The following is a 23,239-nucleotide window of genomic DNA, read 5'->3' as shown; positions in this document are numbered from 1 at the left end:
TTTCGCAGGCGACAGCGGTGTCTAGCGAAAACTATATGCGAGTAGGTATTGGATTTCAAACGTTGTTCAGGATTACTCTCGAGAGATGACACGACGAGGTTCATACGCGAAGGGCGTCGCACGACGCGGAGAGATCCTCGAGAGCGCGCTCGATGTGATCGGACGAAAGGGCTACCAGAACGCCTCGCTGAAGCAGATCGCCGAGGTCGTCGGAGTCACCCCGGCAGCCCTCCTGCACTACTTCGGGAGCAAGGAGGAACTGTTCACCGAGGTTCTCCGCACCCGCGACGAGCACGACCTGCTGGCCCCCCAGCCATCGGATCCCGCCCAGGCGAAAGTCGCCTTCGTCGACGTGATCCGCCGCAATACGGAGGTCCCCGGCGTGGTCGAGCTGTTCTCGCGCCTCTCCGTCGATGCCGTCGACCCTGAGCATCCCGCCCACCGGTACTTCCTCGACCGCAGCGAAAGACTGCGGGAGAGCATCGCGGTCGCCTTCGAGCACGATGCCGGTCGCCGCGCGACGCTCGACCCCGACACCATGGCCAGAGTGATCCAGGCCGTCTCCGACGGACTCCAGCTGCAGTGGATGATCGACCCGAGCGTCGACATGCCCGGAATCATCGAGGCGCTGATGGACGTGCTCTACCCGCCGGCCGCGGAGTCGACGCCGCCGGCGGCGGAGCCGGCACCCGGGGCCTGAACACGAGAGCCGCCTCTCGCGGTACGGCAGAGGCGGCTCTCAGCGGGTGATCCCGTGGATCAGCGGACGTTTCCGTTCGAGCAGGTCTGCTGGGCGGCCGAGTTGCCCTTGATCGAGTCGGGCAGAGCCACCACGTTGTCGGGGGTCGCCGCAGGATCCGGCGTCGCCGCCGCGTCCGTGGGAGCTGCCGGGACCGGATCGGTCACGACGACGCCGTCGTTCGCGGTGTTCTCATGAGTGACCTGCAGCTGCGCGTTCGCGTTGATCGCGTCCCACATCTCCTGCGCGGCCGACTTGTTCGCCACGACCTTGTTGGGGTTTGCCGAGTCGGTACCGGTCGGGTACTGCAGGAACACGATGTCCTCGAACGGCACGGACTTCACAGCGAGCGCGATCTGCACGATCTTCATCGGATCGGCGAGCGAGGTGCTGGCCTCGACATTGCTGAGCCCCGTGTTCGCGAGCTTCAACATCATCGGCACGTTGCCGAGGGTCTCGCTGCTGATCAGCTTGCGCACGAGGCTCGACATGTACTGCTGCTGGTTGCCGATGCGACCGAGGTCGCTGCCGTCGCCCACGCCGTGACGGGTGCGCAGGAACTGCAGGGCTTCGAGGCCCTGCACGGTGTGCGTGCCCGCAGTCATGTCGAGTCCGGTGTAGCGGTCCTTGATCGGGGTCGCGAGGCACACGTCCACGCCGCCGATCGCGTTGGTGATCTCGATCACCCCGCCGAACGTCACGGATGCCGCGAACTGGATCTCCTGCCCGGTGAGCTCGGTGATGGTCTTCGCGACGCAGTTGAGCCCGCCGTCGGTGTACGCGACGTTCAGAGGCTGCTTGCTCATCGCGGAGTGGACGTTGCCCTCGGCATCCTCGCACTCGGGGATCGAGAGCAACAGGTCACGGGGGAAGCTGACGACGGTGATGCGTCGCGGCTCCTGCGAGACGTGCACGAGCAGGTTCACGTCGTTGAGGGTGCCCTCGGCGTCCGAGCCGCTGCACCTTTCACCGAAGTAGGCCGCATAAGCCTCTTCGCAGGTGTCGACGCCGGTGAGCAGGAGGTTGAAGCCCTCCTTGTACTCGCCGATGTCCGGCGGGAGCTCGGTCTTCGTCTCGAGTTCGACCGCGTTCGCGGTCACCGTGCTGGAGAGGTCGTAGAACACGTACGCCGCGACGCTCGCACCGCTGACGAGCACCACGGCGAGGCCGATCGCGATGAACTTGAGGAGCTGGTTCAGAGGACCGGGAGTGCGCAGCTGACCGTGTCGCGCGATGGTACGACGGCGTCGGGTGTTCGGACTCACTCGGGGCCTTTCGGTTCAGCGTGCGGTGCGGGGATACACCGTTCCCTGTAAAGCGGAGGGTGTGGGATTCGAACCCACGAGACATCTCTGCCCACTGGTTTTCAAGACCAGCTCCATCGGCCGCTCGGACAACCCTCCCGACAGACGAATCTGCCGACAAGCCGTGAGTCTAGCCGAGTTCTATTCTCCCGCGCTGACCTGGGCGGGTGCTGGAAGCGTGTTCAGCGCCGCCGCGAGACCGCCGTCCTCCACATTCGCGGTCACTTCGCCGGCGGCATCCTTGACCTCGTCGGGAGCCTGCCCCATCGCCACCGCACGCCCGTCGAGCCCGAGCGCCCAGCCGAACATCCCGATGTCGTTGCGGCCGTCGCCGGCGACGAGCACCTGACCGCGCTCGAAGCCGAGCTCGGTGCGCACACGCTCCAGTGCCGTGCCCTTGTCGACGCCCTGCGGGGCGATGTCGAGCCAGGCCGTCCAGCCGATCGCGTACGAGACCTCGTTGAGCCCGGCATCCGAGACGAGTCGATGGAAGTCCTCTTCGTCGTGCCCCGGAGAGACGACCACGATGCGTGAGACCGGCTCGGCCGAGAGTTCCTCGAAGCCCACCTGGCGACCTGCGTCGAGCGTCCAGTCGTCCATGTGCTCGGTGTAGAGCCGCTGGCCCGACCCGAGCTCCACCATGTACCGCGCCTCCGGCAGTCGCTCGCGCAGCAGCGCGAGAACGGGCGCGGGGTCGAAGACCTCGATGTGCCACCGCTCCCACTCGTCACCGACGCGCCTCATCGTCACGGCCCCGTTCGAGCAGACGACGAACTCCGCCGTCAGACCGAGCATCTCGACGTAGCGACGTGTGGCCATCCAGCTGCGCCCCGTCGCGATGGTCACCTCGTGACCGGCATCCCGCAACCGCGCGACCGCCTCGGGCACGCCGGGGCTCATCGTCTCGTCCTGCAGGATGATCGTGCCGTCGACGTCGAGGCCGACCAGCCAGGGCGCCGTCACGCCTCAGGCTCCAGCACTTCGAGGCCGCCCAGGTAGGGGCGCAGCACCTCGGGCACACGAACCGAGCCGTCCGCCTGCTGGTGGGTCTCGAGCAGAGCGACGATCCACCGGGTCGTCGCGAGGGTGCCGTTGAGCGTGGCGACGGGCTGCGTCTTCGCCGTCTGGCCGTCCTGGGCCTCCGGGCGGTGACGGATGTCGAGACGTCGTGCCTGGTACGTGGTGCAGTTCGAGGTCGACGTCAGCTCGCGGAAGGCGCCCTGCGTCGGAACCCAGGCCTCGATGTCGTACTTGCGCGCGGCGCTCGAACCGAGGTCCCCCGCGGCGACGTCGATCACCCGGTAGGCGAGGCCGAGCGAGGTCAGCATCTCCTCCTGCAGCGCGACGAGGCGCAGGTGCTCGGCCTCGGCGTCCTCGGGGGTCGTGTACACGAACATCTCGAGCTTGTTGAACTGGTGCACGCGGATGATGCCGCGGGTGTCCTTGCCGTGCGAGCCCGCCTCGCGCCGGTAGCAGGTCGACCAGCCGGCGTAGCGCAGCGCGCCCTTGCCGAGGTCGAGGATCTCGTCCTTGTGGTACCCGGCGAGGGCGACCTCGCTGGTGCCGACCAGGTACAGGTCGTCGTCCTTGTCGAGGTGGTACACCTCGTCGGCGTGCTCGCCGAGGAACCCCGTGCCTTGCATGATCTCGGGGCGCACCAGCGTGGGGGTGATCAGCGGCACGAAGCCGTTCTGCAGCGCCTTGTCGAGCGCGAGGTTCATGAGCGCGATCTCGAGACGGGCGCCGATGCCACGGAGGAAGTAGAAGCGCGCCCCCGAGACCTTGGCGCCGCGCTCCATGTCGATCGCGCCGAGGATCTCGCCGAGCTCCAGGTGGTCGCGGGGCTCGAAGTCGAACGCGGGGACCTCGCCCACGCGGCGAAGCTCGACGAAGTCGGCCTCTCCTCCCGCGGGCACGCCGTCGACGACGACGTTCTCGATGCGGGCGAGAGCGGCGGATGCGGCATCGGACGCCTCATTCGCGGTCTGCTGGGCCTGCTTGACCCGCTCGGAGAGATCCTTGACCTGCGCGACGAGCGCGGCCTTCTCCTCCTTCGGAGCCTTCGCGACCTGCTTGCCGAAGGCGTTCTGCTCGGCGCGCAGCTCTTCGAAAGCGGCGAGGGCTGCGCGACGCGATCGATCGGCCTCGAGTGCGATGTCGACGGTGCCCTGGTCGTTGCCACGGGCGGCCTGAGAGCGGCGGACGATCTCCGGGTTGTCGCGGAGGAGTGCGAGGTCGATCATCCACCAAGTCTATGGTGCGGGCCGGGCGAGTCCTCCGCGAACGGGCGGGCCGGATGCCGGGGCTAGAGTAGCGCCATGATGATGAGCGCCCCCGCCCGGCGACAGGCGGCGCTCGTGTACAACCCGATCAAGGTCGACGAGAAGCACCTGCGTGCCAGGGTCCGCGCACTCTCGCGCGAGGCCGGCTGGGAGCATCCGGCGTTCTACCCGACCTCGATCGAGGACCCGGGCCAGCAGGCGACCGCTCAGGCGCTCGCCCGCGATGTCGACGTCGTCCTCGTCGCGGGCGGCGATGGCACCGTGCGCGCGGTCTCCGAGGCGATCGCGAACAGCGGGGTTCCCCTCGCGATCCTCCCGAGCGGCACGGGCAATCTGCTGGCGCGCAACGTCGGGCTTCCGCTGGGCAACCCCGATGAGATGATCCGCGCAGCTCTCGGCGACTTCCGCCATGCGATCGACATCGGCTGGGCGCGGCTCACCCGTGAGAACGGCGAGCACGAGGAGCACGCCTACGTCGTCCTCGCCGGAGTCGGGCTGGATGCCGACATGATCGCGAACACGCGATCGGACCTCAAGAAGTCAGTCGGGTGGATCGCCTACGTCGATGGCGCCGCGAGATCTCTGGTGACGGCCGAGCCGTTCCGCGCGGTGTTCCAGATCGACGACGGACGTCTGCATTCGACGAAGGTGCACAGCATCCTCTTCGCGAACTGCGGTCTGCTCCCCGCGGGCATCGCGCTGATCCCGGATGCCTCCATCACCGACGCCATCCTCGATGTCGCGGTGATCCAGCCGACAGGGATGCTGGGGTGGCTCGGCGTGTGGCGCAAGATCTGGTGGGACAACTCGGTGCTCCGCCGCTCGCGTGCAGGTCGCCGCGTGCTGGAACGCCGGGGCCGGGATGCATCGGTGCATTATTTCCGCGGACACGTCGCGGAGGCGGCTGCGAGCTCACCCACCCCGATCGAGCTCGACGGCGACGAGTTCGGCACCGCCGTGCGCATCACCTGCCGGGTGGATCCGGGAGCCCTGCTGCTGGCTCTCCCCGCGGATCACCCGGTCGCGGGGCTCTGACCCTCAGCCCGCCACGCCTGGTCCGTCCTCAGCTCAGCCGCGGACCTCGACCGTGCCGTCGAGCCCGCCACCCACCAGCGTGAGGGTGAAGGCGTCGTCGTCCACGGCATCATCGCCGAAGGCGATGATGGTCGCCCGCGGTGCCATATCCATGGTGCACACCTGGGTGTCATCGGTCACGAAGGTGGCGGTACCGGTCGCGCCCGCGCCCTCCACACCCTCCACGACCGGGGCGCAGCTCGAGGACCCCCAGGTGAGCAGCACGAGCGAGCCGTCACCGATCCACCCCGCGCTCGGCGTGTACTCGGTCGACGACCCCGGCGTGCCGGAGAAGGACGGGTCTCCGTCGAGGTCGACGTCGTCGGCCACGTCGCCGTACGTCACCTGCAGTGTGATCTCCTTCGTCGGGTCGACGCCCTCGGGAAGCGCTCCGAGGCTCGCGCGCTGCACCATGTCCGCTGTGCACGCGGCGTCGGCGTCAGCGTCGACCAGTTCGACCGACACGGTCTGCCCCTCTGCCGACACCTGGTCCACCTGCGGGACGCAGGTGGATGATCCCCAGGTCACGACCGCGAACATCCTGCCGTCGTCGAGCAGCGCGCCCTCGACGTCATCGAAGTCGTCGTCGCTTCCCGCCGAGGGCGAGGTCGACGGCGCGTTCGTGGGCGCGTCCGCACCGGGAGTCGACGTGCATCCGGCGATCAGAGCGACGGCCGCAAGGGCGGAGAGAGCGGCGATGAGGCGTGTGGGGGTGGCCATGGACAACAGGGTACCGGCCGACGCGATCGGCGGGCACCCCCGCCCGGGCGACCGACGCGTTACTGCAGTGCAGACGTGAGTCGCGCGAGATTGTCGAGGACGGTCGAGCGCAGCGGCTGCTGCATCCACTCCTCCAGGGTGAGTTCCCGGCTGAGCGATCGGTAGTGGTCTTCGACCTCGCGCATCTCGGTCACGAATTCCTCCCCGCGCACCAGCATCGACACCTCGAGGTTGAGACCGAACGATCGCATGTCCATGTTGCTCGAACCGATCACGGCGACCTGGTCGTCGATCGTGAGGCTCTTGGTGTGCAGGATGTAGGGCTTGCGATACATCCAGATGCGGACACCGGCCTTCAGCAGCACCTCGTAGTAGCTGCGCTGCGCGTGGTAGACCATGGCCTGATCGCCCTCTTCCGAGACGAACAGCTCGACCACGACGCCACGGTCGACCGCGGCGGTCACCGCCAGCAGCAGCGCCTCGTCGGGGACGAAGTACGGGCTGACGATCATGATCTTGTCCTTGGCCGCGTACAGCAGCCCGAGGAAGAGGCGCAGGTTGTTCTCGACCTCGAACCCGGGGCCCGACGGCACGACCTGGCAGTCGAGGTCTCCCGACCCCGCTTCGGCATGCGAGATGTCGATCTCCTGCAGCACCTCGTCGGTCTCGCTGTACCAGTCGCTGAGGAAGATCGCGTTGACGCTCAGCACGACGGGTCCGTCGATGCGCACCATGAGGTCGACCCAGTGCAGGCCGCGCTTGATGTTCTTCGGGAGGTTGTACGTCGAGTCGGTGACGTTCTGCGAGCCGAGGAATGCGACCTTGCCGTCGACGACGAGGAGCTTGCGGTGGTTGCGCAGATCAGGTCGCTGCATGCGTCCCTTGAGCGGCTGCACCGGGAGCATCAGATGCCAGTGCGCACCCATCCGATTCAGTCGCTCGATCGTCTGGCGGTACTTCGGCTTCCACCGGTTCGCCCAGTGATCGAGGAGCACACGGACGTGCACGCCGCGCGCGGCGACCTCTTCCATCGCACGGAAGAAGTTGTCGGTCGATGCGTCGGACTGCAGGATGTAGAACTCGACGTGGACGTAGTCCTCGGCCTTGCGGATCTCGTCGGCCATCGCATCGAGCGAATCCTGATAGCCCGAGATCAGGTGGGCACCGTTGTCGCCGGAGATGGGCAGGGCGCCGAGCCGATGATTCATCTCGACGAGCGGCGGGAACCAGCTCGGAGCGTTCGGCCGCAACGTGCCGAAGTGCAGGTGCTCGCTCGTCTCGGCGATGTACTCGTTGATCTGGTCCTGCTTGCGTCGACGCGCACGCGGCAGGCGCGGGTTTCCGATCAGGAGGAAGAGGAACACACCCACGAACGGGATGAAGAAGACCGCGAGCAGCCAGGCCATCGCCGCGGTGGGGCGCCGGTTGCGCGGGATGATGATGATCGCCGTGATGCGGATCGCCAGGTCGAGGGCGAGCAGGAACGCCGTGATCCACCAGGCCCAGGTCTCGGGCGTCATCCCTCGTCCTCTCGGCCGGTCGGCACTTCGACGGTGCGCCTCAGTGGGCACCTGGGAGGTGCGCTGGCTACACAGTAGCCGATGGGGCGGACGTCGCTCAGGACCGCGGCGGCAGACCGCGCGCGGCCCGCTCCTCGGCCTCGATGCGCGCATGCACCTTGCGCTCGGTGCGATCGAAGCGCAGGATGCCTCGGATCACGAAGAAGAACACGACGCTCACGCCGATGGTCGGGATGATCGACCATGCGGCTGCGAGCCAGAAGTTCTCCATGTCTCCATGGTACGCGACCCACTGCTCCTCCACATTCGAGAGCCCGCGGAACAAGGGCGGCCGCGGCTGTGGAGTCGCCCCGCGGCGGCGGCTGCGCGATGACACTCGCAGCATGACAACAGTGCTCCGAGCCTCCGGCTCCGCTGAGTTCCTCAGCATCGTCCCGTCCCTCGCAGGCTTCACCCCCACAGAGAGCCTCGTCCTGCTGCCCTTCCACGGCTCACGAACCTGCGGCGCCATGCGCCTCGACCTTCCCCGAGACGACGTCGATCTCCAGGACTACGCGGACGCGGCGATCGGGCTCGTATCTCGCGTCGATAAGACGGATGCCGTCGCCGTGGTCGTCTACACCGGCGACCAGGTGCACTCGACCCGCGACGGACTCGTGCTGCCTTTCGCCGTCGAGGTCGACGAGGTGCTGGGGCGCGCGGAGGACGCGGGCCTCCGCATCGTCGACGCGCTCTGCGTCACGACCGACGGCTGGTCGAGCTACCTCGACGGCGAGCCCGAACTCCACTCGATCGAACATGCGGCTCCCGAGGTGCCGGGCATCGGAGACGTGTCGGGCGACCAACTGGCGGGTGCCACACTTCCGAGCGTCGATCTCGCCACGAAGGAACGCGTGGCGCGAGCACTGCGCGACGTCACCGATGTCCTCGAGCTCAGCAGATCGGGCGATCTGTCGGGGGTCGAGAATCCGCAGGCGCTCGCGGCCCTGGTCCTCCTCGAGGACCTCCCTGCGTTCTTCGAAGCGGTACTCGCCTCGCCCGAAGACCTCCCGCCGTTCGCGACGGCCGCACTGCTCTGGTGCCTCGAACGCCCGCTCTTCCGCGATGTGGCGCTGACGCAGTGGGCCACTGATGCTCTGGGCGGCGCGCGAACGCTCGAGGCGCAGCTCGCGTTCGCCGACACGAGGTCGACCGTGCCCGATGACCTCGGTGATGTCTTCCTCGGCCGGGGCCCCACGCCCGACCCCGAACGGCTCAGACGTGCACTCTCGCTCGTGCGTGCCGCTGCCGCCCGCGCGCCGCGCGCGTCTCGGCTCGGGCCCCTCACCGCAGCCGCGTGGCTCTCCTGGGCGCTCGGCCGAGCGAGCCATGCGGCGCACTACCTCGACCTCGTGCGCGAGATCGACCCCGAGTACGGCCTCGCTGCTCTGCTCGAGACGATGATCAGCGCAGCGATGCTGCCGGAGTGGGCGTTCCGACGCGGCGCGAGCCCGGTTACTTGACGAGCGGGAACAGGATGGTCTCGCGGATGCCGAGCCCGGTGATCGCCATCAGCAGGCGATCGATGCCCATGCCCATGCCCCCGGACGGCGGCATGCCGTGCTCGAGAGCCCGCAGGAACTCCTCATCGACCGGCATCGCCTCGACGTCGCCGCGCGCGGCGAGCTTCGCCTGCTCGACGAACCGCTCGCGCTGGATGACCGGGTCGACGAGCTCGGAGTATCCGGTCGCCAGCTCGAAGCCGCGGATGTACAGGTCCCACTTCTCGACCACACCGGCGACCGAACGGTGCTCGCGCACCAGGGGGGATGTGTCGACGGGGAAGTCCATCACGAAGGTGGGCCGCACCAGGTCGCCCTTCACGAAGTGCTCCCACAGTTCCTCGACGAGCTTGCCGTGCGTCGCCTGGGCAGGGAGATCCACACCGTTGGCCTCGGCGAAGGCGATGAGGTCCTCGACCGGATCGCTCGGGGTGATCGTGCGACCGGACGCCGCCGACAGCGACTCGTACATCGAGATGCGATCCCACTCGCCGCCGAGGTCGTATTCGGTGCCGTCGGCCCATGTCACGGTGGTCGAACCGGATACCGCGATCGCCGCCTGCTGCACGAGCTCCTGAGTGAGCGAGGCCATCTGGTTGTAGTCGCCGTAAGCCTGGTAGGCCTCGAGCATCGCGAACTCGGGGCTGTGGGTCGAGTCGGCGCCCTCGTTGCGGAAGTTGCGGTTGATCTCGTAGACCCGCTCGATGCCTCCGACCACCGCACGCTTCAGGTAGAGCTCCGGAGCGATGCGAAGGTACAGCTCGGTGTCGAACGCGTTGGAGTGCGTCACGAACGGACGCGCCGACGCTCCTCCGTGCTGCACCTGCAGCATCGGCGTCTCGACCTCGAGGTAGTCATGGCTGCCGAACGTCGCGCGCAGGCTGGCGTTGACCGCGGCGCGGGCACGAACGGTGGTGCGTGCCTGCTCGCGGACGATGAGGTCGAGGTAGCGGCTGCGGACGCGGCCTTCCTCGCTGAGTTCCGAGTAGGCGTTCGGGAGAGGCAGGATCGCCTTCGAGGCGATCGTCCATCCGTCGGCCATGATCGACAGCTCGCCACGACGGCTGGAGATGACCTCGCCGTGCACGAACACGTGATCGCCCAGGTCGACGTACTCCTTCCAGTCGGCGAGCGACTCCTCTCCGACGTTGGCGAGCGAGATCATCGCCTGGATACGCGATCCGTCGCCCGCCTGCAGCGTGGCGAAGCAGAGCTTGCCCGTGTTGCGGCTGAACACGACACGGCCGGCGATGCCGACGATGACACCGGTCTCGGCGCCTGCCTCGAGATCGTCGTACTCCGCACGCAGAGCAGGGATCTGGTGCGTCACCGGAACGCTGACGGGGAAAGCCCCGCCCGCGGCATCCGCCCGATTCGCGACCAGGCGCTCGCGCTTGGCGAGACGCACGGCCTTCTGCTCGTGGACGTCTTCTTCGGTGGCGGCGGTGGCCGTCTCGGGCGCGGCAGACGCGTCAGTCATTCGGGGGCTCCTTGAAAGTCGTCTCCAGTTTACCGAGGTCGCGTCCCTCACCCCGCGGTCGAGTCTGGGTAGCCTCGAAGCATGGCAGCCATCAGCCTCGCCCCCGCTCTCGTCACGATCGGTCTCGCCGCCACAGCCCTGCTGGCGCCGGCCGCCTCCGCGACCGCGGCGAGCGCCGACGCCGACGTCGACGTCGACGACTTCTCCTATGCCTCGTGGGACGCGCGGTTCGAGGTGAGCCTCGACGACGAGGGCCGCTCGCGCATGCACGTGACCGAGTCGCTGACGGCCAGATTCCCGGACTCCGACCAGAACAGAGGCATCGTGCGCGGGCTCCCCACGAGCTACGAGAATGCCTGGCTCGAGCTCCAGGTGCTGTCGGTGACCGATGAGACCGGCGCAGACGTGCCCTACGAGACCGATGAAGAAGACGGACTGCTCTTCGTCCTCACCGGCGACGACGACTACGTGCAGGGGCTCACGACCTACGTGATCGAGTACGAGATGCGCGACGTCATCCTGGCGGCCGACACGGGCGTGGATGAGTTCTACTGGGACCTCCTCCCCCTTGACAGCACGCAGCTCATCGAGGAGTTCCGTGCCGATGTGGTGTTCGACGACGAGATGACCGAGCGGATGACCGGGAACGCGCGCTGCTACGTCGGATACGCGGGCTCGACGAGCGAATGCCCCCTCACCGCGTCCTCGGACGGCTCGGAGTTCCACGTCGAGGCGAACGAGCTGTCTCCGGGCGAAGGCGTGACCCTCGCAGTCGGATTCGAGTCGGGCACGGCGACGCAGCCGGCGGCTCGTCAGCCCGATCCCGTGACCGACACCGTGCCCGCGATCGCGGCGCTCGGCGGACTGGGGCTCTCGGTCGGCGGCTGGTTCGCCGTGTCGTCGTTCAGACGGTCCCGGCGCACCTCCAGCGGCATCATCGTCGCCCAGTACGACGTTGCGGACTCGATGCCTCCGCTGCTCGCCGCAGCGATCGTGCCGGGGGCGAAGAATGCGATCTCCGCCGAGATCGTCCACCTCGCCGTGCGCGGCACGGTCCGCATCGAAGAGGGCACGGAGACCGAGGAGCCACGGCTTCGGCGCCTCCCCGGAGGCCGCATCCCCGACCAGCTCGACGTCGAGGCGCTCGATGCGCTGTTCACGGATGCCGACGCCGATGGCGTCGCGGAGCTCCCGAGCTCGAGCGAGGACTTCGCCGCACGCATGACGACCCTGGTGAAGAGCGGCACCGACACGGCGGTGTCGCGGGGTCTGGCGACGAAGGCGCGCAGCCGCGGCGCGATGATCCTGCAGTGGTGTGCGATCGCCGTCGCGGTCACAGGCTTCGGTCTCGGCCTCTGGGGCATCATCGCGGGCAGGGTCACGGCGTTGCCCGCGTTCGTGGCCATCGCCTTCGGCCTGTTCCTCGTTCTGCTGTCCTCGCTCTACAGCTTCTCGAAGCACACTGTCCTGACCTCCGACGGAGCCAGGGAATACGAGTACCTCATGGGGGTGAAGGAGTTCATCCGCGTGGCCGAGGCCGACCGACTGCAGATGCTCCAGTCGTACTCGGGAGCCGAGCGCCGTCAGGACGGCAGCGCGAACGTGATCGTCGTCTACGAACGCCTTCTCCCCTACGCGATGCTGTTCGGCATGGAGGACGAGTGGGGTCGGGTGCTCGAAAGCGCCTACACCTCGGAACAGCGCGGGGCCTCGTGGATCGGCGATCCCGGCGCTCCCTTCGTGACTGGGCAGCTGGTCGCGTTCGCGGCCTCGTCGAACGCGGCCGCGAGCTACTCGGCCCCGAGCGCGAGCAGCTCGTCGAGTTCCGGCGGCTCGTTCGGAGGCGGCTTCTCGGGCGGTGGCGGAGGAGGCGGCTTCTCGGGAGGCCGCTGACCTCGGTGGGCTTGTGGCCTCAGAGCAGCGGCGAGGGACCAGATGCGTCCCGCAGCGCCCGTTCGACGGTCGACTGCACCAGCGCAGACAGATACCCTCCCGGGTTCTCGATGCCGATCTCGCCGAGGCGCGTGGTGGACTGCACGATGATAGACCGCGAGAACTCTGTCGCCGCCTCGATCACGTCCGCGTATGCCGCTCTGTCGGCTTCCGCGACGACCACGGGCTCGCAGCCCATCTCCACCGCCAGCGCCTGGGCGATGGGCAGCACCGCAGGCGGCGCCGTGACCGCGGCGTAGCTCGCCTGCAGCTGGCGCAGGTCGATCGTCGTGCCCGTGAAGGTGATGGCCGGGTGCACGGCGAGCGGGATCGCACCGCTCTCGGCGGCCGGGCGCAGGACGTCGATGCCGTACCCGGGGTCGGTGTGCAGCACGAGCTGCCCGAGCTGCCAGCCGCCCACCTCGGAGATGCCCGCGATCAGGGCGGGAAGCTGATCGTGCGGGACGGCGATCACGACGAGTTCACTGCGCCTCACCACTTCGAGCGCGTCGAGGATCGGAACGTCGGGCAGCACGGCGGACGCACGATCGTCGTCCGAGCCGCTCGTGATTCCCGTGATCGCGTGACCGGCACCGGCGAGCGCCGCACCGATGACCGGACCGACGCGTCCGGCGCCGATGATGCCGACTCCGAGGCGCCCGTCGCGGCGCGAAGGATCACTCACCGTTCGGCGCCGGAGGCACGGGCGGAGCGGGAGGGGCCGTGGGCGGAGCCACCGGTGGAGCCGGCGGGCCGACCGGTGGAGCCGGCGGGCCGACCGGTGGAGCCGGATGAGCAACCGGCGGAGCTGCGGCTGGCGGAACAGGCGGAGAAACCGGCGGCGCAGGTGGCGCACCCGGGCCCACGTACGGCGGAGGCGGGGTCACCCGCGCGGGCGTGCCCACGGGCGGCATCGGAGGAGCACCGATCACACCGGGCGCAGCCTCGGCGCCGACTCCCGGATACCCGCCGGGAACCTGAGCTCCGTCGGCATCCGTCACGTACTCGCCCCAGCGGTGAGTATGGTCCCGCGCCGCAGCGGCGACCGCGGCCGAGCTCACACCGTCGAGGAGGAAGAGCGCGTCATCCCGCTCGAGCCCCGACAGGTAGCCGGTGATGAGGCCCTGCACCGAGTGCACCTGTGCCCCCGAGACGCGCTGAGCGCGGTCGATCGGTCCCTGCGAGAGCGAGACGCCCTGCAGTCGGGCGAGCGGGAAGACGGCGAGCTTGCGCCACACCGTTCCTCTGCGCAACAGCAGGCCGAACTCGGTGAGCGCGTAGCCGTGCCGCTTCCACGACAAGGGCCTCCGCCACCACGCACGACGAGGCATCGTGCGGTACGGATCGCCCTCGACCGGGCCGAGGATGCCGTGCTCCCAGACGAGCGGGATGTCGGCGACGGGCGCATCCGGCAGGATCAGCGCGAGCACTCGCTCGACGTCGGCGCGTTTGCCGACGGGCAGCACGACGTTGAACTGCTGGGCCGAGCCGGAGGACTGCTGTGCCGCGCTCTTGCCACTCATGCGGTTGATCTTGATGGTCCACCAGCCGAACGGACGCCACAGCAGCGACTGCGTGACCTCCACGGCGAAGATGCGGCCCGGGGGCAGCGTCTCGGTGACGGTGGTCAGCAACCCGTAGGTGATCCGCACGCCGTCAGGAGTCGGTGCGATCGAGTACCGCAGGGACTTCGAGATCTGCGCCCAGGTGATGCCGACGACGGCGATGACCATCGGGATTCCGATGCCGAGCGTGATCCCGAGGCCGAGGAAGCCTCCGATCGGGTCGCCGTCGATCAGCGATCCGATCGCGACGCCGCCGACCGCGACCCCGAAGATCACGCCGAAGAAGACGACCCACAGCACGCTCGAGATCAGCTGCGACCCGATCAGACGCCCGGCCGGGATCTTGACCACGCTCTCGGGTTCGACGTCGGCGAGGTCGACACCGCCGATCAGGCCGTTGACACCGTCGTTCACGGATCCGACGAGCTGAGCCCGAGCCGATCCGGGCACGCCGGGAACGGCTGCGGCAGGGTTCGCCGGGCGAACGCCGGATACCGCGTCCGCTGCCGTCTGCCGGGCGGCGCGAGCCCCGGACGCGAGACGCAGGATGTCGGAGCGCACGGACTCGGCACGAGGAGTGGCGAGGTACTCGAGCTCGACGTTCGAGTCTGTGCCGGCACCCACCACCTCGAGCTTCGCGAGGCCGATGATGCGCGCGGGGAACGGGCGCGTGAGGTTCACTCCCTGCACGCGATCCAGGGGAGCGCGGCGGTGCGAGCGGAAGATGATGCCCTTGCGCACCTCGACGTGGTCGCCCGTGATCCGGAACTGCTGGAAGCGCCAGATGAACCAGAAGATCCCGACCAGCACGATCACCAGGGCCAGCACGCCGAGCAGCACCACGAGGATCAGGTTGTTGGCGAGCACCCAGTCGACGGGGTCTCCGCCCGTGTAGTCGTCGTAGTGCGCTTCTTCCGGAGTGAAGAGGTCGACGAACCAGGCGATGAGACGGTCGCGCAGGTTCGCGATCGCGATACCGGCGATGATGATGAGCGCCAGCCCGCCCTTGAACAGCGGGGTGAGCGGATGCATCCGATGCCACTCGCCGTCGGCGAGGGTCGTCGACTCGGCCCGCGGCTCGACGTTCGCCGCGGGGGGCGGCGGGAACTGCTGCTCGCTCACAGGCCCGTCCGGCGGGTCTCGGCCACTTCGATGAGGGTGTCGCGCAGCGCCTCGGACGCGGCCTGGGTCAGCCCGGGGATCTGCACACCGGTGGTCGCGGCTGCCGTCACCATCTTGAGCTGCGTGACCCCGAAGGCGCGGTCGAGCGGCCCCTGCGTGATGTCGACGAGCTGCATGCGCCCGTAGGGCACCGCGATCATGCGCTGCCAGAGGATGCCCTTGCGGAAGACGATGTCGTCGGCGCGGAGCATGTAGCCGATGGCCTTCGCCTGCCGAGGGAGGATGATCAGCGTGATCAGCGTGATCAGCACGATGACCCCCGCGGGGATCCACACCCACGTCTGGTGCAGCACGAGCGCGAGCACCAGCGCGATCGCGAGCACGAATGCCACGAAGATCACGTTCTGCACGATCTGCGACACGACGTATCGCGGCGAGATCTGGTGCCAGCTGCCGTCGAGCTCCAGTCTCGCCTCACTTCGCGCAGTGCGCAGCTGGGAGTAGGTGCCCTGGTCGAGAGCCGCGAGGTCAGTGACCTCCGCCGAGTTCAGCGGGGCCGGGATCCCCGGCTCGATCTCTGGGTTCTGAGTCATCAGGATCCTTCGGAAGTATGCAGAACTGTTCGGCGATGAGCGCGGCGACCACGAGCACGATCGCGCTTCCGATCAGTGCCAGCATCGCCACAGTCGACCCTACCGGGGGATCGATCGGCCTGGAGAGAAGGAACACCAGAAGGCCCGCGCCGAACCCCGCCATGATCGCGCCCACCAGGCTGGAGGCCCGGGCGAGGGTCACGGCACGCGTCGCGCGGAACGGGTCGATGCGCACCCCCTGGCGAACGCTCGAGCGCACCGGCCAGGCCACGCCGAGCGACGCTGCGGCGATGAGCAGAAGCAGCACGGGCAGCAGAAGCGACGGCGTGAACGTGGTGCGCCCCATGGCGGTGAGCATGTGGTCGAGCACGTACCCCGCGGCCCCTGCGAGGAGCGCGAGGACGACGAGCAGTCCGACAGAGGTGCGCTTCATCGCTGCTCCGAAGCACGCAGGCGAGTGACGAGGTCAGCGACCCTGCCGCGGCCCGGCAACTCGGCATCGGCATCGAGCTCGAGCCAGGGCTCGAGCACGAACAGCCGCTCGAAGGCCCTCGGATGGGGCAGCTGCAGGCGCTCATCGTCGGAGGACTCGTCGCCGTAGGCGATCAGATCCAGGTCGAGGGTCCGGTCGCCCCAGCGTTCGTGGCGTTCCCGGCCGTGCTCGTCTTCGATCGCATGCAGCATCCCGAGGAGGATCGACGGCGCGAGTCGCGTGGTCACGAGGGCCACGGCGTTGACGTATCCGGGGGCCTCGGGGTCGGGGCCGTCGAGACGCAGCGCGACCGTCTCGAAGAGCGGCGACAGACGGACGTCGGCGACCAGGGGCAGCCGCGCGATGCGCTCGGCCGCTGCGCGGATCGTGCTCTCCCGGTCACCGAGATTCGCCCCGAAGGCGACGACGGCCACTGCCTCATCCCGCCCGGGGCGCGGACCGGGGATGCTCGGCGGGTTCGCCAGGTTGCGGCTCATCGCGACACCTCCACGGCGGAGTACTTCTGGGCACGATGCACCGTCACGGCGACGTCGCCGAAGGTCAGCGCGATCGGGGCGTGCGGCTTGTGCACCGTGACCGTGACGGCGTGCACGCGGGCATGGGCCAGCGCGACGTCGGCGATGCGCTCCGCCAATGTCTCGATGAGGTTGACGGGCTCTCCCCCGACCACGGCGGCCACCTTCTCGGCGAGCTCGCCGTAGTGCACGGTGTCGGCGACGTCGTCGGATGCCGCGGCCTCACGCAGCGGCATCCTCAGGCGCAGATCGATCGTGAATTCCTGACCGTTCTCGCGCTCGTGGTCGTAGACGCCGTGTCGGCCGAACACGGTGAGTCCGGTCAGGACGATCTCATCGATGAAATCCATGCTCCTACTTCCCATCCCAGGCGTGGGTGACGGCGAGCGCATCGCGGGTGGCTTCGACGTCGTGCACTCGCACGGCCCACACTCCCGCTCGCGCGGCCAGCGCGCTGGTCACCGCGGTCGCGAGATCGCGTCGCTTTTCCGAGACCTCTGCGGGGTTCACTCCGATGGTCTCCGCGAGGAACCTCTTGCGTGACGTGCCGACGAGCACCCGCGGCCCGAGGGCGACGATCTCGTCGAGTCCGCGCAGGACGCCCCAGTTCTGCCCGCCCTTCTTCGAGAACCCGATTCCCGGATCGAGGATCAGCCGGGAGGGCGCGATGCCCGATGCCGCGGCTTCGCCCATGCGCTCCTGCAGCTCCCCCGCCACCTCGCGGGCAGTGCGACGGTAGATGGCGTTCGCATACATGTCGTCAGGGGCGTCGCGCCAGTGTCCGATCGCGTAGTCGGCGCCGGATTCGGCGACCGCCACGAGCATGTCGGGATCGGCCAGACCGCCCGACACGTCGTTGACGATCCGCGCCCCCGCTCGGACTGCGGCAGCGGCGGTCGAGGCGTTGAGGGTGTCGATGCTGACCGGGGCGCCCTCGGCGACCAGGCGCTCGATCACCGGGAGCACACGCCGCTGCTCCTCAGCCGCCCCCACGCGCTCGGCGCCGGGCCGGGTCGACTCACCGCCGATGTCGAGCACCGTGGCTCCGTCGGCCCTCAGCTGCAGACCGTGTGCGACGGCCCGGTCGACGTCGAAGTACCGCCCTCCGTCGCTAAACGAGTCGGGGGTGATGTTGACGATGCCCCAGATGCCGGTCATGCGTGTGCCGACCCCGTCGATGCGCCGATCAGCGCGATGAGCTCGGCCCGAGCGACCGCATCCGTGTACTCGCCGCGCGCGGCGATCGTCAGAGTGGAGGCCTCCGGCTGGCGCCCACCGCGCATCGTGACGCAGCCGTGGCTCGCGTCGAGCACGACGAGGACTCCGCGGGTGTCGAGATGCTCGGCGATCGTGTCGGCGATCTGCTCGCCGAGACGCTCTTGCACCTGCGGGCGGGCCGCGAGAGTCTCGACCACCCGTACGAGCGCGCCGAGACCGACGACCTGCTCACCTGGAAGATAGGCGATGTGAGCCCGCCCGGCGAACGGCAGGAGGTGGTGTTCGCACACCGAACGGAACCGGATGTCACGCAACAGCACAGCACCGGAGGGCAGGGTGTCCGGTGCTGGACCGCGCGTGACGCTGATCGTGTGCGCGAGGGGTGCTGCAGCATCCTCACCGACGCCGGCGAAGAACTCCGCGTACAGCTCTCCCATGCGCGAGGGGGTCTGCTTCAAGCCGGGGCGATCCGGGTCCTCCCCGATCGCCTCGAGCAGTTCCCGTGTCAGCCGCTCGACACGTGCGCGGTCGACGGACACGGGTCAGGCCGTCGCGGGTCGTGCCTGACCGGCGTTCGCGGATCCCGGCTGCGTGCGCGCAGCCGCCGAGGGAGCCTCGACCGATGCGGCGAGCGAGACATCCTTCTTCGGGACCTCGATCGGAGGCCGCTCCGACACCGGACGGTCTTCGCTGGAGAGCCAGAGCGGACGCTCGGGGAGCTTCTTCACCTCGGTGAAGATCTCGGCGATCTGGTTGTGGTCGAGAGTCTCCTCCTCGAGCAGAGCCAGCGCGAGCCTGTCGAGGATGTCGCGGTTGGCGCTGATGACCTCATAGGCCTCGTTGTGGGCCTGCTCGATGAGCGCTCGCACCTCGGCATCCACCCGCTCGGCGACCTTCTCGGAGTACTCGCGGCCACGCCCCATGTCGCGCGCCACGAACATGTCGCCGCCTTCGGAGCCGAGCTTGACCGGCCCCACCTGGGTGGTCATGCCGTATTCGATGACCATCTTGCGGGCGATCGAGGTCGCCTTCTCGATGTCGTTCGATGCGCCCGTGGTCGGGTCGTGGAAGATGATCTCCTCGGCGACGCGGCCACCCATGGCGTACGTGAGCTGGTCCTGCAGCTCGTTGCGCGTGACGGAGTACTTGTCGTCGAGCGGCAGCACCATCGTGTAACCGAGAGCCTTGCCGCGAGGCAGGATCGTGATCTTCGTGACGGGGTCGGTGTAGTTCATCGCCGCCGCTGCGAGAGCGTGACCGCCCTCGTGGTACGCGGTGATGAGCTTCTCCTTGTCCTTCATCACACGGGTGCGACGCTGCGGACCGGCGATCACGCGGTCGATGGCCTCGTCGAGGGCGCGGTTGTCGACCAGCTGCGCGTTCGAGCGCGCGGTCAGCAGGGCGGCCTCGTTGAGCACGTTCGCGAGATCGGCTCCGGTGAAGCCTGGGGTCTTGCGGGCGACGACCTCGAGGTCGACGCTCTTCGACAGCGGCTTGCCCTTGCTGTGCACCTCGAGGATCTTCTGGCGACCGCGCAGGTCGGGGGCGTCGACGCCGATCTGGCGGTCGAAACGACCGGGGCGGAGCAGGGCGGGGTCGAGGATGTCGGGGCGGTTCGTCGCCGCGATCACGATCACGTTCGCGTTCGGGTCGAAGCCGTCCATCTCGACGAGCATCTGGTTGAGCGTCTGCTCGCGCTCGTCGTTTCCGCCGCCCATGCCGGCGCCACGGTGACGACCGACGGCGTCGATCTCATCGATGAAGATGATCGCGGGAGAGTTCTCCTTGGCGACGTTGAACAGGTCGCGCACACGGGATGCACCGACACCGACGAACATCTCGACGAAGTCCGAACCCGAGATCGAGTAGAACGGCGCTCCGGCTTCGCCGGCGACGGCGCGGGCGAGCAGCGTCTTTCCGGTTCCGGGAGGGCCGTACAGCAGCACGCCCTTCGGGATGCGGGCACCGATCGCCTGGAACTTGGCCGGATCCTGCAGGAACTCCTTGATCTCGTGGAGCTCCTCGATCGCCTCGTCGGCACCGGCGACGTCGGCGAAGGTGACCGTCGGGGTCTCCTTGTTGACGAGCTTCGCCTTGGACTTGCCGAACTGCATGACCTTGCCGCCGCCGCCCTGCATCGACGACAGCAGCCACCAGAACAGCAGGCCGAGCAGCACGAGGGGAAGAAGAAGGGAGAGGATGCCGTCGAACCAGGTCGCACGCGGAACGGCGTCGTTGAAGCCGTCCTTCGGGTCGGCATCGTTGATCGCCTTGACGACCTCGTCGGCACGCGCATCGACGTAGTAGAACTGCACGTTCTCGGAGCCCTCGAACGCCTTCGACAGCGTCATGTCGACCCGCTGGTCGCCGTCGGTGTTGACGACCTCGGTGACGGACTCGCCGGAGAGCAGCTTCAGACCCTCCTGGGTCGTGATCTGCTTCGGCGCGCCGAGGTTCGAGATCAGAAGGAAGCCGCCGAACAGCAGCAGGCCGATCAGGGCGACGTAGATCAGCGGATTCCGCGTGAGCTTCTTGACATCCATGGTCGGATCAGCGTATCGCGCGCGCCCTAGGTGGCCGCTGTGCGTTCACCCACGGCGTATCGGGACACCGCGCCCGGTCGTCGAGCGAGGCGCCTGCGACGAGATGAAACGCGCTCAGCTGTAGACGTGGGGCGCCAGCACCGCGACGTCACGGAGGTTGCGATAGCGCTCGTCGTAGTCGAGGCCGTAGCCCACGACGAAGTCGGTGGGGATGTCGAAGCCGACGTACTTGCAGTCGATGACGACCTTTGCGGCCTCCGGCTTGCGCAACAGTGCGAGCACCTCGATCGACTCGGCACCGCGCGACTCGAAGTTCTCGAGCAGCCAGCTGAGGGTGAGGCCGGAGTCGATGATGTCCTCGACGATCAGCACGTGCTTGCCGTTCAGATCGGTGTCGAGGTCCTTGCGGATCTGCACGACGCCGCTCGATTTGGTGCTCGCGCCGTAGCTCGAGACGGCCATCCAGTCCATCGGCGCGTGGAAGGGCAGCGCGCGGGCGAAATCGGCCATGACCATGACAGCACCCTTGAGGACGCCGACGAGGACGAGCTCCTTGCCCTCGTAGTCGGCCGCGACCTGAGTCGCGAGTTCGTCGAGCTTCGCGATGATCTCCTCCTCGGTCACGAGGATCTGAGCAAGGTCGTCCTGGATTTCCGCGGCGCGCATGGATCGATTTTAGGCGACGCTCAGTCATGGTCTCGTCCACTATGCGCAGATAGGGCCGAGAATGCCGTGTGCGGGCGCTGACACACCACTACTCTGGGCGGTGACACGGGCGGATGCCCCAGACGGAAGGAATCTCCATGGCTCTCGACGACATCCTCACGCAGGTCCCGATCGACGACATCGCCGCGAAGCTCGGAGTCTCCCCCGAGGTCGCCAAGTCCGCCGTCGAGCAGGGCGGCGCCGTGCTGCTGGGCGGCCTGGCGAAGAACGCCTCGACCCCAGAGGGCTCCTCCGCGATCGAGAGCGCGCTCAAGCGCCACGAGGGCAAGGCCGGCGCCTCGAAGGTCGACGACATCGACCAGGCGGACGGCGGCAAGATCGTCTCGCACATCCTCGGCGCCGACGAGAAGAAGGTCACGCAGAAGCTCACCGAGTCGAAGGAGACCGCAGGCATCGACTTCGGCAAGCTGCTCCCGATCCTCGCCCCGATCGTGATGGGCCTGATCGCCAACGCGACCAAGGGCACGTCGACGAAGACCGAGACGGCAGAGGCGCAGTCCGGCGGCGGCGGAATCGGCGATGTGATCGGTGGCCTGCTCGGTGGAGGAAGCTCCTCGGGCGGCGGCGGAATCGGCGACCTGCTGGGCGGCCTGCTCGGCGGAGGCAAGTCCTCGGGCGGCGGCGGGATCGGCGACCTGCTGGGCGGCCTGCTCGGCGGAGGCAAGAAGTAGCACCCGGCGGGGCGGTCGGCGCGCGCCGCGTCGGTCGCTCCCCGCCCTCACTCGTTGAGCCAGGCCCCGGTCGTTGAGCCAGGCCCCGGTCGTCGAGCGAGCGAAGCGAGACGAAACGGGTGCTCCGACTCAGCGCGCGGCGAAGACGATCCGTCCGCCGAGCCGGGCCGCGGAGCACGCGGGCAGATCGATGGGCCCCTGACCCGCCCAGTCCGTCGCGAGACGCGCGACCTCGAGGGTCTGCAGCCTCGTCAGGCTCACGCCGAACTCGCTGTCGACGATGAGGCGGATGATCCGGTTGCGGAGAGCGGCAGGGTTGGCGGCGAGAGCGGCGACACTCACGGAGATCCCCGCCTCGGCATGCTCGACGATGTCCTCGATGGTCTCGTGGATCATCTCGTCGAACGCCTCCGCATCCTCGCGAAGCTGTTCGGCTGTGCGGGCGAGGGCCTCGGCGATGCCCGGTCCCAGCTCTGACTCGAGAACCGGCAGGACCCGCTCGCGCACGCGCACCCGCGCGAAGCGGTCCTCGGAGTTGTGGGGGTCGTCCCAGACCTCGAGATCGGATGCCGCGCAGAACGCGCGCGTCGTCTCGCGCCGCACCCCGAGCAGCGGCCTCACCCACCGCACTCCGTCGTCGTCCTCGCGCACCGGCGCCATGCCCTGCAGGCTCGCGGCGCCGGATCCGCGGGCGAGCCCGAGCAGCACGGTCTCGGCCTGGTCATCGAGAGTGTGTCCGAGCAGCACGGCCGACGCGCCGACATCCGCTGCCGCATCCTTCAGCGCCCGGTATCGGGCATCGCGTGCCGCCGCCTCGGGGCCGCCCTCGTCGCCCACGTCGACGCGCACGATGAGGGCGCCGAGTCCGAGGGCTGTCGCTGTCTGCGCGGCGCGGGCGGCGACGGCATCCGAGTCGTCCTGAAGACCGTGGTCGACCGTGAGGCTCCCCACTCGCAGGCCGAGCTTGGGCGCTTCGAACGCGGTCGCCGCGGCGAGGGCGAGCGAATCGGCACCTCCGGAGAGCGCGACGACGACAGCAGACCCCTCGGGCAGATCGGCGAGCGCAGTGCGCACGGCGAGGCGGATCTCGGCGATGGCGGGTGAGAGCGAGGGCACAGCTCCACGGTAGATCACGACGACGGATCGCCGTACGGTGGTCGCGCGGCGTGTGCATGTGGTCCTAACCTGGCGCCGTGGCAGA

The 23,239-nt window shown here is 68.5% G+C and carries 23 protein-coding genes and 1 tRNA gene; 5 read left to right on the top strand and 19 right to left on the bottom strand.

Translation table 11 applies throughout. The features are described 5' to 3' along the window. Positions 1–85 precede the first annotated feature (85 nt). Positions 86–700 carry a TetR/AcrR family transcriptional regulator gene (locus MRBLWH13_RS00835; protein WP_341956462.1) on the top strand — a complete coding sequence of 205 codons (615 nt, stop codon included), beginning with the start codon at positions 86–88 and terminating at the stop codon, positions 698–700. A 59-nt stretch (positions 701–759) separates the two neighbouring features. On the opposite strand, the gene MRBLWH13_RS00830 is transcribed toward MRBLWH13_RS00835, so the two are convergent. From MRBLWH13_RS00830 to serS, 4 genes are all read right to left on the bottom strand, one after another. Next, positions 760–2,004: an LCP family protein gene (locus MRBLWH13_RS00830; protein ID WP_341956461.1), complete on the bottom strand. Its 1,245-nt coding sequence runs from the start codon at positions 2,002–2,004 to the stop codon at positions 760–762. 53 nt (positions 2,005–2,057) lie between these two features. Then, positions 2,058–2,142, bottom strand: a tRNA-Ser gene (locus MRBLWH13_RS00825). Positions 2,143–2,184: 42 nt separating this feature from the next. Next, a complete protein-coding gene (locus tag MRBLWH13_RS00820) occupies positions 2,185–3,006 on the bottom strand; it encodes an HAD hydrolase family protein (RefSeq protein WP_341956460.1) in 822 nt (273 codons plus the stop codon). Next, complete coding sequence (gene serS / locus MRBLWH13_RS00815; protein WP_341956459.1) at positions 3,003–4,286, bottom strand: serine--tRNA ligase; 1,284 nt, start codon at positions 4,284–4,286, stop codon at positions 3,003–3,005. Before serS ends, MRBLWH13_RS00820 begins: the two co-directional genes overlap by 4 nt. Before the next feature lie 75 nt (positions 4,287–4,361). On the opposite strand from serS, the gene MRBLWH13_RS00810 reads away from it, so the two are divergent. Continuing rightward, positions 4,362–5,360 (top strand): diacylglycerol kinase family protein, encoded by a 999-nt coding sequence (locus tag MRBLWH13_RS00810; protein ID WP_341956458.1) that lies wholly within the window; start codon positions 4,362–4,364, stop codon positions 5,358–5,360. Between the two features lie 33 nt (positions 5,361–5,393). Here the strand turns inward: MRBLWH13_RS00810 and MRBLWH13_RS00805 are convergent, their stop codons facing one another. The 3 genes from MRBLWH13_RS00805 to MRBLWH13_RS00795 form a co-directional block, all read right to left on the bottom strand. After that, positions 5,394–6,119: a hypothetical protein gene (locus MRBLWH13_RS00805; RefSeq protein WP_341956457.1), complete on the bottom strand. Its 726-nt coding sequence runs from the start codon at positions 6,117–6,119 to the stop codon at positions 5,394–5,396. A gap of 59 nt (positions 6,120–6,178) precedes the next feature. Beyond that, positions 6,179–7,639 carry a cardiolipin synthase gene (gene cls, locus MRBLWH13_RS00800; protein WP_341956456.1) on the bottom strand — a complete coding sequence of 487 codons (1,461 nt, stop codon included), beginning with the start codon at positions 7,637–7,639 and terminating at the stop codon, positions 6,179–6,181. 97 nt (positions 7,640–7,736) lie between these two features. Further along, positions 7,737–7,910 carry a hypothetical protein gene (locus MRBLWH13_RS00795; RefSeq protein ID WP_341956455.1) on the bottom strand — a complete coding sequence of 58 codons (174 nt, stop codon included), beginning with the start codon at positions 7,908–7,910 and terminating at the stop codon, positions 7,737–7,739. Positions 7,911–8,022: 112 nt separating this feature from the next. On the opposite strand from MRBLWH13_RS00795, the gene MRBLWH13_RS00790 reads away from it, so the two are divergent. Further along, positions 8,023–9,141, top strand: a complete 1,119-nt coding sequence (locus tag MRBLWH13_RS00790) for a DUF4192 family protein (RefSeq protein ID WP_341956454.1) — start codon at positions 8,023–8,025, stop codon at positions 9,139–9,141. On the opposite strand, the gene lysS is transcribed toward MRBLWH13_RS00790, so the two are convergent. Further along, positions 9,134–10,660, bottom strand: a complete 1,527-nt coding sequence (gene lysS, locus MRBLWH13_RS00785) for a lysine--tRNA ligase (protein ID WP_341956453.1) — start codon at positions 10,658–10,660, stop codon at positions 9,134–9,136. The genes MRBLWH13_RS00790 and lysS overlap by 8 nt on opposite strands. 81 nt (positions 10,661–10,741) lie before the next feature. On the opposite strand from lysS, the gene MRBLWH13_RS00780 reads away from it, so the two are divergent. Next, positions 10,742–12,553, top strand: a complete 1,812-nt coding sequence (locus MRBLWH13_RS00780; RefSeq protein ID WP_341956452.1) for a DUF2207 domain-containing protein — start codon at positions 10,742–10,744, stop codon at positions 12,551–12,553. A gap of 19 nt (positions 12,554–12,572) precedes the next feature. On the opposite strand, the gene MRBLWH13_RS00775 is transcribed toward MRBLWH13_RS00780, so the two are convergent. The 10 genes from MRBLWH13_RS00775 to hpt form a co-directional block, all read right to left on the bottom strand. Beyond that, complete coding sequence (locus MRBLWH13_RS00775; protein ID WP_341956451.1) at positions 12,573–13,277, bottom strand: DUF2520 domain-containing protein; 705 nt, start codon at positions 13,275–13,277, stop codon at positions 12,573–12,575. Then, the gene (locus MRBLWH13_RS00770) at positions 13,270–15,279 is read right to left on the bottom strand and encodes a PH domain-containing protein (RefSeq protein WP_341956450.1); all 2,010 of its coding nucleotides are present in this window, start codon (positions 15,277–15,279) and stop codon (positions 13,270–13,272) included. Before MRBLWH13_RS00770 ends, MRBLWH13_RS00775 begins: the two co-directional genes overlap by 8 nt. Further along, positions 15,276–15,872 (bottom strand): PH domain-containing protein, encoded by a 597-nt coding sequence (locus MRBLWH13_RS00765; RefSeq protein WP_341956449.1) that lies wholly within the window; start codon positions 15,870–15,872, stop codon positions 15,276–15,278. The genes MRBLWH13_RS00770 and MRBLWH13_RS00765 overlap by 4 nt, the downstream gene beginning before the upstream one ends. After that, complete coding sequence (locus MRBLWH13_RS00760) at positions 15,808–16,305, bottom strand: DUF3180 domain-containing protein (protein ID WP_341956448.1); 498 nt, start codon at positions 16,303–16,305, stop codon at positions 15,808–15,810. The genes MRBLWH13_RS00765 and MRBLWH13_RS00760 overlap by 65 nt, the downstream gene beginning before the upstream one ends. Further along, entirely contained in the window at positions 16,302–16,841 is a 540-nt protein-coding gene (folK, locus tag MRBLWH13_RS00755; protein WP_341956447.1) for a 2-amino-4-hydroxy-6-hydroxymethyldihydropteridine diphosphokinase, read from the bottom strand. The genes MRBLWH13_RS00760 and folK overlap by 4 nt, the downstream gene beginning before the upstream one ends. Next, positions 16,838–17,230 carry a dihydroneopterin aldolase gene (gene folB, locus MRBLWH13_RS00750; protein ID WP_341956446.1) on the bottom strand — a complete coding sequence of 131 codons (393 nt, stop codon included), beginning with the start codon at positions 17,228–17,230 and terminating at the stop codon, positions 16,838–16,840. Before folB ends, folK begins: the two co-directional genes overlap by 4 nt. A 4-nt stretch (positions 17,231–17,234) precedes the next feature. Next, positions 17,235–18,038, bottom strand: a complete 804-nt coding sequence (gene folP, locus MRBLWH13_RS00745) for a dihydropteroate synthase (protein ID WP_341956445.1) — start codon at positions 18,036–18,038, stop codon at positions 17,235–17,237. Next, the gene (folE, locus tag MRBLWH13_RS00740) at positions 18,035–18,637 is read right to left on the bottom strand and encodes a GTP cyclohydrolase I (protein WP_341956444.1); all 603 of its coding nucleotides are present in this window, start codon (positions 18,635–18,637) and stop codon (positions 18,035–18,037) included. Before folE ends, folP begins: the two co-directional genes overlap by 4 nt. Positions 18,638–18,640: 3 nt before the next feature. Further along, a complete protein-coding gene (ftsH, locus tag MRBLWH13_RS00735; protein ID WP_341956443.1) occupies positions 18,641–20,641 on the bottom strand; it encodes an ATP-dependent zinc metalloprotease FtsH in 2,001 nt (666 codons plus the stop codon). A gap of 114 nt (positions 20,642–20,755) precedes the next feature. After that, positions 20,756–21,307: a hypoxanthine phosphoribosyltransferase gene (gene hpt / locus MRBLWH13_RS00730; RefSeq protein ID WP_056309897.1), complete on the bottom strand. Its 552-nt coding sequence runs from the start codon at positions 21,305–21,307 to the stop codon at positions 20,756–20,758. A 137-nt stretch (positions 21,308–21,444) separates the two neighbouring features. Between hpt and MRBLWH13_RS00725 the strand changes: the two genes are divergently transcribed. Next, positions 21,445–22,038 (top strand): DUF937 domain-containing protein, encoded by a 594-nt coding sequence (locus tag MRBLWH13_RS00725; RefSeq protein WP_341956442.1) that lies wholly within the window; start codon positions 21,445–21,447, stop codon positions 22,036–22,038. 129 nt (positions 22,039–22,167) lie between these two features. On the opposite strand, the gene tilS is transcribed toward MRBLWH13_RS00725, so the two are convergent. After that, positions 22,168–23,154, bottom strand: coding sequence for a tRNA lysidine(34) synthetase TilS (gene tilS, locus MRBLWH13_RS00720; protein WP_341956441.1), 987 nt, complete (start codon positions 23,152–23,154; stop codon positions 22,168–22,170). Between the last annotated feature and the right edge of the window lie 85 nt (positions 23,155–23,239).

Origin of the sequence: Microbacterium sp. LWH13-1.2 (assembly GCF_038397735.1) — a bacterium.
Taxonomy (GTDB): Bacteria; Actinomycetota; Actinomycetes; order Actinomycetales; family Microbacteriaceae; genus Microbacterium.
The sequence above is the reverse complement of the archived record's forward strand: the minus strand, read 5'-3'. Positions and strand labels throughout refer to the sequence as shown.

Bases quoted from the DNA above. Each gene is read 5' to 3' on its own strand.
- MRBLWH13_RS00835 (WP_341956462.1), top strand. From the start codon at position 86: ATGACACGACGAGGTTCATACGCGAAGGGCGTCGCACGACGCGGAGAG.
- serS (WP_341956459.1), bottom strand. From the start codon at position 4,286: ATGATCGACCTCGCACTCCTCCGCGACAACCCGGAGATCGTCCGCCGC.
- MRBLWH13_RS00810 (WP_341956458.1), top strand. From the start codon at position 4,362: ATGATGATGAGCGCCCCCGCCCGGCGACAGGCGGCGCTCGTGTACAAC.
- MRBLWH13_RS00805 (WP_341956457.1), bottom strand. From the start codon at position 6,119: ATGGCCACCCCCACACGCCTCATCGCCGCTCTCTCCGCCCTTGCGGCC.
- cls (WP_341956456.1), bottom strand. From the start codon at position 7,639: ATGACGCCCGAGACCTGGGCCTGGTGGATCACGGCGTTCCTGCTCGCC.
- MRBLWH13_RS00795 (WP_341956455.1), bottom strand. From the start codon at position 7,910: ATGGAGAACTTCTGGCTCGCAGCCGCATGGTCGATCATCCCGACCATC.
- MRBLWH13_RS00790 (WP_341956454.1), top strand. From the start codon at position 8,023: ATGACAACAGTGCTCCGAGCCTCCGGCTCCGCTGAGTTCCTCAGCATC.
- lysS (WP_341956453.1), bottom strand. From the start codon at position 10,660: ATGACTGACGCGTCTGCCGCGCCCGAGACGGCCACCGCCGCCACCGAA.
- MRBLWH13_RS00780 (WP_341956452.1), top strand. From the start codon at position 10,742: ATGGCAGCCATCAGCCTCGCCCCCGCTCTCGTCACGATCGGTCTCGCC.
- MRBLWH13_RS00765 (WP_341956449.1), bottom strand. From the start codon at position 15,872: ATGACTCAGAACCCAGAGATCGAGCCGGGGATCCCGGCCCCGCTGAAC.
- MRBLWH13_RS00760 (WP_341956448.1), bottom strand. From the start codon at position 16,305: ATGAAGCGCACCTCTGTCGGACTGCTCGTCGTCCTCGCGCTCCTCGCA.
- folK (WP_341956447.1), bottom strand. From the start codon at position 16,841: ATGAGCCGCAACCTGGCGAACCCGCCGAGCATCCCCGGTCCGCGCCCC.
- folB (WP_341956446.1), bottom strand. From the start codon at position 17,230: ATGGATTTCATCGATGAGATCGTCCTGACCGGACTCACCGTGTTCGGC.
- folP (WP_341956445.1), bottom strand. From the start codon at position 18,038: ATGACCGGCATCTGGGGCATCGTCAACATCACCCCCGACTCGTTTAGC.
- ftsH (WP_341956443.1), bottom strand. From the start codon at position 20,641: ATGGATGTCAAGAAGCTCACGCGGAATCCGCTGATCTACGTCGCCCTG.
- hpt (WP_056309897.1), bottom strand. From the start codon at position 21,307: ATGCGCGCCGCGGAAATCCAGGACGACCTTGCTCAGATCCTCGTGACC.
- MRBLWH13_RS00725 (WP_341956442.1), top strand. From the start codon at position 21,445: ATGGCTCTCGACGACATCCTCACGCAGGTCCCGATCGACGACATCGCC.